General features: G+C 68.8%; 9 protein-coding genes. 3 read left to right on the forward strand and 6 right to left on the reverse strand.

Annotated elements, in window-relative coordinates; genetic code table 11:
- Positions 1 to 133: 133 nt before the first annotated feature.
- Both D7V88_RS12180 and D7V88_RS12185 read left to right on the forward strand, forming a co-directional pair.
- Entirely contained in the window at positions 134 to 949 is an 816-nt protein-coding gene (locus D7V88_RS12180; protein ID WP_120540807.1) for a tetratricopeptide repeat protein, read from the forward strand.
- 12 nt (positions 950 to 961) lie between these two features.
- Complete coding sequence (locus D7V88_RS12185) at positions 962 to 2,338, forward strand: hemolysin family protein (protein ID WP_120540808.1); 1,377 nt, start codon at positions 962 to 964, stop codon at positions 2,336 to 2,338.
- Positions 2,339 to 2,368: 30 nt separating this feature from the next.
- On the opposite strand, the gene D7V88_RS12190 is transcribed toward D7V88_RS12185, so the two are convergent.
- Positions 2,369 to 3,067 carry a DUF3108 domain-containing protein gene (locus D7V88_RS12190; RefSeq protein ID WP_120540809.1) on the reverse strand — a complete coding sequence of 233 codons (699 nt, stop codon included), beginning with the start codon at positions 3,065 to 3,067 and terminating at the stop codon, positions 2,369 to 2,371.
- 311 nt (positions 3,068 to 3,378) lie between these two features.
- Here D7V88_RS12190 and smc point away from each other — a divergent pair, with 311 nt between their 5' ends.
- Entirely contained in the window at positions 3,379 to 6,987 is a 3,609-nt protein-coding gene (gene smc, locus D7V88_RS12195; protein WP_120540810.1) for a chromosome segregation protein SMC, read from the forward strand.
- Between the two features lie 114 nt (positions 6,988 to 7,101).
- Here the strand turns inward: smc and D7V88_RS12200 are convergent, their stop codons facing one another.
- The 5 genes from D7V88_RS12200 to groL form a co-directional block, all read right to left on the reverse strand.
- Positions 7,102 to 8,319, reverse strand: a complete 1,218-nt coding sequence (locus tag D7V88_RS12200; RefSeq protein WP_120540811.1) for a hypothetical protein — start codon at positions 8,317 to 8,319, stop codon at positions 7,102 to 7,104.
- 55 nt (positions 8,320 to 8,374) lie between these two features.
- Positions 8,375 to 9,757 carry an FHA and sigma-54 interaction domain-containing protein gene (locus D7V88_RS12205; RefSeq protein ID WP_120540812.1) on the reverse strand — a complete coding sequence of 461 codons (1,383 nt, stop codon included), beginning with the start codon at positions 9,755 to 9,757 and terminating at the stop codon, positions 8,375 to 8,377.
- A 212-nt stretch (positions 9,758 to 9,969) separates the two neighbouring features.
- Positions 9,970 to 10,398, reverse strand: a complete 429-nt coding sequence (locus D7V88_RS12210) for a hypothetical protein (protein ID WP_120540813.1) — start codon at positions 10,396 to 10,398, stop codon at positions 9,970 to 9,972.
- A 100-nt stretch (positions 10,399 to 10,498) separates the two neighbouring features.
- The gene (gene grxC, locus D7V88_RS12215; RefSeq protein ID WP_120540814.1) at positions 10,499 to 10,756 is read right to left on the reverse strand and encodes a glutaredoxin 3; all 258 of its coding nucleotides are present in this window, start codon (positions 10,754 to 10,756) and stop codon (positions 10,499 to 10,501) included.
- A 184-nt stretch (positions 10,757 to 10,940) separates the two neighbouring features.
- On the reverse strand, positions 10,941 to 12,596 hold the full coding sequence (groL, locus tag D7V88_RS12220; protein WP_120540815.1) for a chaperonin GroEL: 1,656 nt from the start codon (positions 12,594 to 12,596) through the stop codon (positions 10,941 to 10,943).
- Between the last annotated feature and the right edge of the window lie 23 nt (positions 12,597 to 12,619).

The following is a 12,619-nucleotide window of genomic DNA, read 5'->3' on the forward strand; positions in this document are numbered from 1 at the left end:
GCGGTGGGGGTGAGCGGGCGGGGATGGCAGGCGGCGAGCGTCAGGAGGAGCAGCAGGGCGGCGTGGCGCATGGGCAAGGGGAAACTCTACCTTGCACCGGTGATTGAGCGACGCGTAGATTGCCGCGCGCTCCATGGCCCGGGAAAAGGACAACATTGCTCTGTCCGATGAGCACAACACCCGCGGCATCGAGCTGGCGGACCGGGGCTGGCTGGACGAGGCCATCAAGGAGTTCCGGAAGGCCATCGACCTGGACCCCACGTCGGCGCACGCGCACGACAACCTGGCCACGGTCTACGCGGAGAAGAAGCAGTTCCGCGAGGCGCTGGGCGAGTACCTCACCGCGCTGAAGCTGGAGCCGGAGAGCGCCACCGCGCACTACAACCTGGCCTGCTTCCTCTCCACCCACGCCAGCGAGATGGCCGTGGAGGAGTACAAGGAGGCCATCGAGCTGGATCCGGAGTACCCGGACGCCCACCTCAACCTGGGCCTCACGTACGCGGATCAGGGCCGGGTGGAGGAGGCGATGCGCGAGCTCCAGTCCGCCATCGAACTGGATCCGCAGGACGCCTTCCCCCGGCACGAACTGGCGGCGCTGATGATGGACGAGGGCGACTACCGCTCCTCCATCACGCAGTTGAAGGAAGTGGTGCGGCTGGAGCCGGACAACTTCGAGGCGCAGTTGGACCTGGGCATCTGCTACGCCCAGAAGGGCTTCTACGCCGAAGCGGAGCGCGCCTACGAGCGGGCCCGGGCGTTGAATGCGGAAGACCTGTTGCTCAACTACAACCTGGCGGCGCTGTACGCGCTGTGGGGCCGTCCGAAGGACTCCATCCAGTACCTGCAGAAGGCGCTGGCGGCGGACCGACAGAAGGTCCTGGGGTGGCTGTCCGCCGACCCCATGTTCGACGTGCTCAAGGGCGATCCGGACTTCGAAGCCCTCTTCTGAGGGAAGCACAACATGGAATGGGTTTTCCTGGGGCTGGCGCTGCTGCTGGTCGTCGCGAACGGTTTCTTCGTCGCGACGGAGTTCGCCATCGTGAAGATTCGCGCCACGCGCCTCCAGTCCCTGGTGGACGAAGGCACGCCCGGCGCAAGTCAGGCCCTGAAGATGGTCACCGAACTGGACGCGTACCTGTCCGCCACGCAGTTCGGCATCACGCTCGCGTCGCTGGGCCTGGGCTGGCTGGGTGAGCCCGCGTTCGCGCACCTGCTGGAGCCGGTGCTGACGCGCATCGTGCCGGAGGGCTCCGCGTCCACGCTCGCGCACAGCGCCTCGGTGGTCATCGCCTTCAGCATCATCACGTTCCTGCACATCGTGCTGGGGGAGCTGGCGCCCAAGAGCCTCGCCATCCAGCGCGCGGAGCAGACGACGCTCGCGGTCGCGCTGCCCATGCGGGCGTTCTACTTCCTGTTCTACCCGGCCATCCGGCTGTTGAACTGGCTGGCGTCGCTGGTGCTCAAGGCCTTCGGTCTGCACTCGGCCGGCGAGTCGCACGAGGCCACGAGCGAGGAGGAGCTGCGCGTCATCCTGCACTCCTCCGCGCAGGCGGGCGCCATCACCACGGCGCGCGCGGAGCTCCTGGAGCGCGCGCTGGAGATGGCGCAGAAGACGGCGCGGCAGGTGATGGTCCCCCGCAACCAGATGCGCTACCTGGATGTGGAGGAGCCGCTGGACAAGAACGTAGTGGACGCGCGCTCGTCCGGACACACGTGGCTGCCGGTGTGCCGGGGCAACCTCGACGACGTCGAGGGCGTGGTCAACGTGAAGGACCTGTTCTTCCTCCTGTCGCGAGGGGAGCTCAGGAGCCTGTCCCAGGTGCAGCGGCCGGTGCTCTTCATCCCGGAGAACGCGACGCTGGAGCAGCTCCTGGCGGAGTTCCGCCGCCGTCGCCGGCAGATCGCCATGGTGGTGGACGAGCACGGCGGCACGTCCGGCCTCGTCACCATCGCGGACGTGGTGTCGGAGGTCGTGGGTGACGTGGCGGAGCTGGGCCGGCGCGTGGAGGAGGTCCGGGCGCTGCCGGGCGGCCGCTTCGAGCTGCCGGGCACCGCGCAACTGGACGACCTGGAAGCCCAACTGGACGTGGACTTCGACCTGAGCGACGAGGAGAAGGGCGAGGTGACGACCATCGCCGGCTACCTGATGACAAAGCTGGGCCGGGTACCGGAGAAGGGCGACCACCTCAAGCTCGACATGTGGCGCATCCTCGTGGAGGAGGTGGACGGGCCTCGCGTCGTGCGCGTGACGGTGGAGCCGCAGTCGCGCCCCGCCGCCAGCGCACCGGGTGGCAACCGTCCGCCGGAGCCGTCCACGCCGCCTGGCGAGACGGGGTAGACGCCTTCACGAGGCACCGGAGGAAAGGCCCTAGCCCTTGGTGGCCTTGGCCTTCTTCTTCGCGCCCTTGAGCGCGGCCGGCTGCACCTTGGCGTTGGGCCGGTCCACCTTGAGCAGCTCCAGGTTGGTTTCGCCGTCGGTCGTCAGCTTGATGATGCCGACGTCGGGCGCGAACCACATCAGGCTCTCCATGGAGCGCCCTTCCGAACCGGGGCGGCTGGCGCGGGCCGTGGTGATGTTCTTGATCTTCAGCGCCTTGAAGGTGCCACCCTGGACGGTGATCTCCTCCTCGCCCAGCACCGTGGCCTCCTTGTCGAAGGTCGTGGCGATGGTGGGGCGCAGGCCGCCCTTCTTCGCGGGCGGCTGGAGCTTCACCGACAGGCTGTTCTTCCACGTCCCGCCCGGCACCATCACCGAGGGAGCAGGCACAGCGGCGCCTTCCGCGTTCACCACCTGCACGTCCATGCCGGACGCGGACAAAAGCGTGCCCTCCAGGCCGCCCAGGCCCGTGCGCACGCCTTCGGAGTCACAGGTGAGGTCCGTCTGGCCGCTGCGGCCCTTGAGGCTCACCGCGAGCGTGGCCTTCACGGTCCCATCCGGAGCCGGCACGACGTCCTTCGTCGTGAGCACGAGCTCCGAGGACCGGCCGGCGCGGTACGTCAGCGCCAGGCCCTCCTCCATGGGAAACCAGGGGTTCGGACAGGGGGCCGGCGTGGTCGCCACCACCATGTCAGACCGGGGTGCTACCTGGGACGTCGGGGACGCGCCCACGAGGAGCGACAGGGCTAGCAAGGGCTGAAACGTAGGACGCCTCCAGAAAGATGGAATGAAAGGTAGGGTGGGTCGGCTGCTTTGCAAGGGTGGTGCGAGGACGTCTGCCCACCAACCTGTAGCACTGGACGTAGGGTCACGCGGTGCAGTGTCACCCTTGATCACCGGTGGGGTGGCTGGTACTCCTGCCGATCGCTGCGGAGCCGATTTTCCGGCCCCGCGCGTGTTTTCAATCCGCCTCACCGTCGCCTCGTAGGGAGCCCGCTGGCATGCGAATCAAGCGCCTGGACATCACCGGCTTCAAGTCGTTCATGGAGCGGAGCGTCTTCTCGTTCGACGAAGGCGTCACGGGCGTCGTCGGCCCCAACGGGTGTGGCAAATCCAACGTCGTGGACGCCATCCGCTGGGTGATGGGTGAGCAGAGCGCGAAGAACCTGCGCGGCCGGGGCATGGAAGACGTCATCTTCAACGGCTCGGAGAACAAGCCGCCCCTGTCCATGGCGGAGGTGTCGCTCACCTTCCTCGTGGACGACACGGACACGCTGTCGCCGCAGTACCAGGGCTACTCGGAGATCACCGTCACGCGGCGCCTGTTCCGCAACGGCGACTCCGAGTACCTCATCAACAAAACGGTCTGCCGCCTGCTGGACATCACGGAGCTGTTCCTCGGCACGGGCGTGGGCACCAAGGCCTACTCCATCATCGAGCAGGGCCGCGTGGGCCTCATCGTCTCCAGCAAGCCGGAGGACCGCCGGCACCTGTTGGAGGAGGCCGCGGGCGTCACCAAGTACAAGGCCCGCCGCAAGGCCGCCGAGCGCAAGATGGAGGCCACCGAGGCCAACCTCCTGCGCGTCAACGACATCACGGGCGAGCTGGAGAAGCGGCTCGACACGCTGTCGAAGCAGGCGAAGAAGGCGGAGAAGTACCGCAAGCTCAAGGCGCGCATGCGGGAGATTGATCTGCACTCCGCCAGCCACCGCTCGCTGGAGCTGATGGTGGAGAAGCGCATGCTCCAGTCGCGCCTGGAGAACCTGGGCGGCGAGGAGCGCGAGGGCCTGGACCGGGTGAAGGAGCTGGAGGAGGCCATCACCCGGCGCCGCGTGGAGCTGGACGCGGAAGGGGCGGCGCTCCAGCAGTTCGCGGGCGAAGTGCACGCGCTGGAGAGCGCCGCGCAGCGCGACGCGCAGGAGCTGGCGTACGGCCGGCGGGACTTCGAGGAGACCAGCACCCGCGTGGCGCAGGCGCAGGCGGAGCTGGACGGACTGCTCGCGCGGCAGGCGGAGATGGTGGCGACGATGACGGCCCGCGAGGCGGAGCTGTCGGGCATCGCCGGGTCGTACAAGGAAGACGAAGTGGCCATGGCGGTGGCCCTGGAGGAGCAGCGCCGCGTCTCCGTGCTCCAGACGGAAATCTCGCTGCGCCTGGAGCAGGAGCGGGCCGGGCTGGTCGCCGTGGCCACGCGCCTTGCGAACCACGAGAGCAACCTGACGAACCTGGCGCGCCAGCGCACCGACCTGGAGGCCCGCCGCGCCAAGCTGTCCGGCGAGGTGGAGGCCCTTCGCGCCCAGGAGCAGGAGCTGGACGGCCTGCGCACGCAGGCGGCCCGCCACGTGGAGGACACCCGTCACCTGGCGTCCGAACTGGCGGAGCGCCGGGGCCAGGAGGAGGAGGCCCTCACCCGTACGCGCGAGGCCTTCACGGAGAACGAGGTCCAGGTCATCGCGCTGCGCGAGGAGCTGAGCGACAAGCGCAGCCGCCTGTCCTCCCTGGAGGACATCCAGAAGAACTACGACGGCTTCGACCGGGGCGTGCGCGCCGTCATGGTGCGCGCGGCGGAAGCGGCCCGGGACCAGGGCATCTTCGGCCTGGTCGCGGACGTGCTCACGGTGACGTCGCCGCGCTACGAGCGCGCCGTGGAGGCCGCCCTGGGCGAGCGGCTCCAGCACGTCATCGTCGACAGCCGCGACAAGGGCCTGGAACTGGTGGAGTACCTGAAGGGCCACGCGGAAGGGCGGGGCACCTTCCTGCCCGTGCCCACCGGGGACGCGCTGCGCGCCGTGGTGGAGCCGGACCTGTCGCGCCCGGGCGTCCTCGCGCACGCGCTGCGCGAGGTGTCCTGCGAGCCCGCGCTGGAGCCGGTGATGCGGCTGCTCCTGGGCGACGTGGTCATCGTCCAGGACCTGCTCGCCGCGCGCGAGTACGCGGAGGCCACCCCCGTGCCCTGCACGCTGGTGACGCTGGAGGGCGAAGTCTTCCGCGCGGACGGCACCATCACCGGCGGTGAGCGCGAGGGCGCGGCGGTGGGCGCGCTCCAGAAGAAGCGCGAGATCGCGGAGCTGGCGTCCGAAGTGGCCCGGGTGGAGGAGCGCTACAACGAGATTTTGACCCGCCACTACACGCTCCAGAAGCAGATGGGGCAGGCGGAGGCCGTCCTCAAGGGCCTGGGCAAGGAGCAGCACGCGGAGGAGGTCAACCTGGCAAGCCAGGAGAAGGACCTCCACAAGGCGAGCGAGGACCTGTCCAAGGTGCGCGAGCGGCTGCGCTCGCTGGAGGGCGAGGAGGGGCAGCTCGCCCAGAGCCACACCGCGCTCACCAACGAAGAGGAGTCCAGCCGGGGCGAGGTGGCCCACGGACAGGCGGACCGCGAGTCGCGCGAGGAGCGCGTGCGCCAGTACGCCGGGGAGCTGGAGGGCCTGCGCCAGCGCGCGGACACGGCGTCCTCGGACCTGATGGGCCTGCGCGTGAAGGTGGCCGCCGGCAGCGAGCGCGGCGAATCCGCGCGCAAGGAGCTGGAGAGCCTGGTGTCGCAGCGCCGGGACATGGAGGCGCGCACCAGCCGCCTGCAGGGTTCGTCCACGGAAGGACGCACCAAGGTGGAGGCGCTGGAGCGCCGCCTGGCGGAGCTGGAAGCCACCCGGGAGCAGCGGGCGGAGGAGCACCGCGTGGCCGCGGAGACCCTGGAGACGCGCCGTACGGCGTACACCAGCGCCACCGCTGAGGTGCGCGAGCAGGACACCTCCTTCCGCGAGCTGCGCGGCCGGCTGGATGAGCTGATGCAGGGCCTGTCCCAGATTTCGCTGCGCGAGCGCGAAATCGCCCTGGAGCTGGAGCACTTGGCCGCCGGCATCCGCGAGCGCTACCAGTTGGAGCTGGCGACGGAGCTGCACCAGTACCACCTGCTGCCCACGCTCTCCGCGGAGGTGGAAGGGGAGCTCAAGGACCTGCGCGCGCAGGTGGAGAAGATGGGGGAGATCAACCTCACCGCCATCGACGAGCACGCGGAGCTGTCCAAGCGCTTCGACTTCCTGTCCGCGCAGCGCCAGGACCTCCAGGCGTCCATCAGCCAGCTTCGCGAGGCCATCGTCCGCATCGACGCGACGAGCCGCGAGCGCTTCAAGCAGACCTTCGACGTGGTGAACGAGAAGTTCCAGGCCATCTTCCCGCGCCTGTTCGGCGGTGGCCGGGCCAGCCTCATCCTCACGCAGGAAGGCCCCAACGGAGAGCCGGGCGTGGAGATCGTCGCCCAGCCCCCGGGCAAGAAGCTCCAGAGCGTCAACCTGCTGTCCGGCGGCGAGAAGGCGCTCACCGCCGTGGCGCTCATCTTCGGCATCTTCCTCATCAAGCCGACGCCCTTCTGCCTCCTGGACGAAGTCGACGCCCCGTTGGATGAAGGCAACGTGGGCCGCTACAACGACATGGTGAAGGAGATGAGCAGCCAGTCGCAGTTCATCCTCATCACCCACAACAAGCGCACCATGGAGATCGCCGACACGCTGTACGGCGTCACCATGGAGGAGCCCGGCATCTCCAAGCTCGTCAGCGTGAAGATGCGCGAGGCCTCCGCGCACAACGACGACAAGGTCCCCGCCGCCTCGTAGCGCGGGGCCGGGCCGGCCAAGGTGCGAAGAAGACGGGCGCCCCGGGAAGTTCCCCGGAGCGCCCGTTTCATTTCCGGCCGCCCGCTTCACGCGGGCGGCGGCGTCTTGGCTCGCCTACTTCTTCTTGGCGGGGGCGTTGTAGCTCTTCTTCGGGCACGCGCCCTGGTCCGCGGCCAGACGCTGCTGGGCGGTCGCCAGGTCCTTCTGGGTGTTGGCGAGTGCCTCCTGGCTGGCGGTCTCCACCGGGGCCCAGCTCTCCTCCTTGGCCTTCAGCTCCTGCACCAGGGCGAGCGTCGTCTGGTCCACCGTCTCCTGCGTCTTGAGCGTCGTCACCCAGGCGGTGGCGGCGTCCACCAGCGCGGTGCACTTGGAGGACAGTTCGTCGAAGAGCCGGTAGTCCTTCGTCTTGGAGTACTTCTGCACGACGGCGTCATACGTCTCCGCCGCGTTGGTGCGCGCGCCGAAGGAGATGGCGGACGCGGCGGCGGACTGGGTGCGCGCCAGCTCCAACTGGAAGAAGCGCAGCTCCGGCGGCAGGCTGGCGGCGGCCTCCACCGGGGCCTGGGAGTTGAAGAAGACGAAGCGGAAGGGGAACTTCAGCTCGTTGGCGGACTTCGCGGGCGTCGCCGCGACCTTCGCCTGCAGGCAGGAGGCGAGCTGGTCGCCCTCGGTGCTGCCGGAGGGCTTGAACACCACCTCGGTGGGGTTGGGCTGGCCCGGCATGATGTGGATGTCGGCGGCCAGCACCGGCGGCGTGGAGGCCTTGAAGTTGGCGAAGCACTCGCACCAGCTCTTCTCCGCCAGGCGCACCGTGCCGGAGAAGTCCGAACCCTCGTTGATGCCCATCGTGACGGAGGGGTTGTTGGCGTTGGCGTGGTCGTAGGCGTACGTGGCCTCCACCGGCTTGGCGTCCGCCGCCAGCGCCGCGGGCTTCACGTGCGTGTCCAGCACCTGCTGGATGCACTGCTGGCCGGCAGGGGTGAGGTTCTCCCCGGTGATGGCGTGCGTGCCGCCCTGGGCGTTGACGGTCGTCTTCACCGTCACCTTGGTGGCCGCTGCGGGGCCGCGGTGGGCCGGGTCCACCAGACATTCCAGCACGTCCGGGCGGACGCTCAGGAGCGCGCCCACGAGGACGCCCTCGTTGGCGGGGGACGGCAGGGTCTGCTCCTTCGGGAAGCAGGACGCCAGGTCGAAGGGCGGCTGGTTGGTGATGCGCAGCCGCTCTTCCTTCGACAACTGCTTCTGACCTTCGGTGGAGGCGTCACCGGTCTTCTGCTGACCGGCACAGGCGGCGGTGAGGACGACGGAAGCAACGGCGAGATGTCTCAGCATGGTGAGGGGTTCTCCCGGTTTTGAGTGTGGGGGACTGGGGACTGCGCAAGGGCACTCACTTCTCCAGGCCCTCGGCGTTCTTGAGGTCCTTGAGACGAAGCCCGTTCTTCTTCAACAGACGATAGAGGCTCTGCATGGAGAGGCCCGTGCGCTGCTCCGCGGCCTTCATGTCGAAGGCCACCTCGCGCATGATCTCCGCGAAGTACAGGCGCTCGAAGTCCGCGAGCACCCGGTCCTTCGCCTCGTGGTACGGCATGCCGCTGACGAGGGCGGTCACGTTGGTGGCGGGCTCGGCGCCATCCTCCCGCTTGGGCGAGTGCGCGAGGAAGTCCAGCCAGCTCGTGTTGCCCGTCTCCTGCATCAGCGCGCCGCGCTCCAGCACGTTGCGCAGCTCGCGCACGTTGCCCGGCCAGTCGTAGCCCTCGAAGAGCGCCAGCGTCTGCGGCGTCAGCTCCAGCGACGCCTTCATGCCGCGCGACAGGGCCTGCGACAGGGTGGGGATGTCGTCGCGCCGGGTGCGCAGGGGCGGCAGCCGCACGCGCGCCACCGCGAGCCGGAAGTAGAGGTCCGCGCGGAAGCGGCCCTGACGCACGTCCTCTTCCAGGTTGCGGTGCGTGGAGGCGATGACGCGCACGTCCACCGCCACCGGCTGGCCGTCCAGCGACGGCACCTCGCGCGTCTCCAGCACGCGCAACAGCTTGCCCTGCACGGACATGGGCAGCTCGCCCACTTCATCCAGGAAGAGGGTGCCGCCTCGCGCCGCCTCGAAGATGCCGCGCGCGGCCTTGTCCTCGTGCTCCCCGGCGCGCAGGCCGCCGAACAGCTCGCGCTCCGCCTTCTCCTCGGAGATGAGGTTGCAGTCGACGACCTTGAAGGCCCCGTGGCGGCGCAGCGAGTGCTGGTGCACCGCGCGGGCGGCCAGCTCCTTGCCGGTGCCCGTCTCGCCCTCGAGCAGCAGGTTCATGTCCTCGCGCGCGATGCGGCGCAACTCCGTGAAGACCCAGCGCATCTTCTCCGAGCTGCCCACGAGCTGCCCGAAGGACTCCGTGCCGGTGACCTCCACCTCCGTCGCACGGGCGGCCAGCCTCACCGCGAGCTTCGTCTTGCCCAGCTCCATCTTGTCGCCGCTGGTGACGAAGGCCTGGAGCACCCGGCGCCCGTCCAGGAACGTGCCGTTGCGGCTGCCCAGGTCGCGCAGGAGCAGGCCCTGCGGCAGCCGCTCCACCTCCAGGTGACGGCGGCTCACCGTCGGGTCGCTCAGCACCAGGTCCCCCGCGGCGTCGGAACCGACGCGCACCAGCGAGTCCTTCGTGGTGACCTTCTTGCCCTTGTCCGGACCCCCCACGACCTCCACCGTCCACTCGTGGAGGGGAACGCGCGTGGGCTGCCCTTCGCGCTCCGCCTGCACGGTTTCGGTGACATCCGGTCTGTCAATCATGGTCCTTCACCCCTCATCGCACGGGTCGCGGGGGGCAAAAGCACCCCTCCCCGCCCTCGTTCCGCCTGTTTAGGGGGGACTGGACACAGGGGGCAAGAGGAAGAAGTGGACTCGGAATCGTCCGTTGAAGTTGAAGACAGGACGACGACAGAAGGAGGCACGGACGCCCCAACCAGGGACGTCGTGCCTTCGGGCCTTCCTGCCCGTGCGCGTCAGTACTTCGCGGGTGGGTCGCTCGCGGGGAACGACTCCATGGACTCCTCGTCCACCAGGTCGTCGCCGGGCCCACCACCGGACTTCACGCTGGCGTTCGTCGGGCCCTTCACCTCGCGCGTGGGCACCTCCGTGTCCTTCGTGCCCTTCGCCTTGCCCTTGCCCTTCGCGGGCGCGGAAGCCGCGCGGCCGGTGCCGGCCTGCGCGTTCACCATGCGCGCACCCAGCAGGTTCTTGGCGCGCTCGGCCAGGTTGCGCTGTTCGTCCTGCCAGTCGCGGAACAACTGCGCCAGCTCCTGATCGCCCGCGGCCTCCGCGTCACGCAGGTACTGCTCGCTCACCGACGCGCCCTTGAGCAGGTGGTAGAGCGTGCTGATGAGGTCGTGATGCTCGTCCCGGGTTCCCGTTACCGCCTGTCCGCCCGCCATGTGTTCCTCCCGTGAAAGGGGTGGATGCCAATGGGGGGAAGGTAGGCACGGCGGCAGGCGCGGGCGGGCCATAACCCGGGGCCCGCTCGCCCGGCTGCCCTCAGGCGCTCAGCATCGGATCCAGCTTCTTCTGCCGGTCCAATTCGGCCAGGTCGGAGTAGCCGCCCACGTGCGTCTCCCCGATGAAGATCTGCGGCACGGTGCGCTGGCCGCCGCTCATCTCCACCAGCTTCGCGCGCGCGTCGTCATCCCCGGTGACGTCCACCTCGGTGTAGTCCACGCCCTTGCGCTTGAGCAGGTCCTTCGCGCGCACGCAAAAGCCACAATAGGTCGTCGTGTAGATCTTCACGGGCTTCACGTTAAGCCTCCTTCAAGGGCTGTGTGGGTCCTGCGCCGGTAGATGCCAAACCTAAGGGCCGGTTGCACGGCGTGCCACGGCCGCGCGCACCGGGTCCCTTGAAACACGACGGCCCCCGGAACCCCGAAGGGTGCCGGAGGCCGCGAGTCCCATCCCCGTGGAATGAAGGGGAAGGGGAGGGCGACTACATGCCCATGCCGCCCATACCGCCCATGCCACCCATGCCGCCCATGCCACCACCGCCGCCGCCGCCCTTGTCGTCGTCCGCCTTCGGACGCTCGGCGACCATGGCCTCCGTGGTCAGCATCAGCGAGGCGACCGACGCCGCGTTCTGCAGCGCGGTGCGGCTCACCTTGGCCGGGTCGATGACGCCCGCGGCCAGCAGGTCCTCGTAGTTACCGGTCGCGGCGTTGAAGCCGTAGGCACCGGTGCCATCCTTGACCTTGTTCACCACCACGCTGCCCTCCAGGCCGCCGTTGCCGACGATCTGACGCAGGGGCTCCTCGACGGAGCGGCGGATGATGTCCACGCCGGACTTCTCACCGTCCAGCAGCTTCAGGCCGTCCAGCGCCTTGAGGCAGCGGATGTAGGCGACGCCGCCGCCGGGCACCACGCCCTCCTCGACGGCCGCGCGGGTCGCGTTGAGCGCGTCCTCCACGCGGGCCTTCTTCTCCTTCATCTCCGTCTCGGTCGCGGCGCCCACGTTGATGACGGCCACGCCGCCCACGAGCTTCGCCAGACGCTCCTGGAGCTTCTCGCGGTCGTAGTCGCTGGAGGTGTCCTCCACCTGCGTGCGGATCTGCTTCACGCGCGCTTCGATGGTCTCCTGCTTGCCCGCGCCGTCGACGATGGTCGTGTTGTCCTTGTCGATGGTGATGCGCTTGGCGCGGCCCAACTGGTTGATGGTCAGCGTGTCCAGCTTGATGCCCAGGTCCTCGGCGATCATCTCACCGCCGGTGAGCGTCGCGATGTCCTCGAGCATGGCCTTGCGGCGGTCGCCGAAGCCGGGCGCCTTCACGGCGGCCACGTTGAGCACGCCACGGATCTTGTTCACCACCAGGGTGGCCAGGGCCTCGCCCTCGACCTCCTCGGCGATGATCAGCAGGGGCTTACCGGCGCGCGCCACCTGCTCCAGGATGGGGAGCAGGTCCTTCATCGACGAGATCTTCTTCTCGTGGATGAGGATGAGCGGGTCCTGCAGGACGACTTCCATGCGCTCCGGGTCCGTCACGAAGTACGGAGACAGGTAGCCACGGTCGAACTGCATGCCCTCGACGACGTCCAGGGTGGTCTCGAGGCCCTTGGCCTCTTCAACCGTGATGACGCCCTCCTTGCCGACCTTCTCCATCGCGTCCGCGATGATCTGGCCGATGGTGGTGTCACCGTTCGCGGAGATGGTGCCAACCTGGGCGATCTCCTTGTTGCCCTTGGTCGGCTTGGCCAGCACCTTCAGCTCGGCCGTGATGGCGGCGACGGCCTTGTCGATGCCGCGCTTGATGTCCATCGGGTTGTGACCCGCGGCGACCAGCTTCGCGCCCTCGCGGAAGATGGCCCGCGCCAGCACGGTGGCCGTCGTGGTGCCGTCACCGGCCACGTCGGAGGTCTTGGACGCGACCTCCTTGACCATCTGCGCGCCCATGTTCTCGAACTTGTTCTCCAGTTCGATTTCCTTCGCCACCGTCACGCCGTCCTTCGTGATGGTGGGGGAGCCGAAGCTCTTCTCGATGACGACGTTGCGGCCCTTGGGCCCCAGGGTCACCGCGACCGCGTCGGCCAGGGTGTTCACGCCGCGCAGGATGGCGTCGCGCGCGCGCACTTCAAAAATGATGTCTTTCGCCATGGTCTGAATCCTCTAGAAAGTGG

Source organism: Corallococcus terminator, assembly GCF_003611635.1.
Lineage (GTDB): Bacteria > Myxococcota > Myxococcia > Myxococcales > Myxococcaceae > Corallococcus > Corallococcus terminator.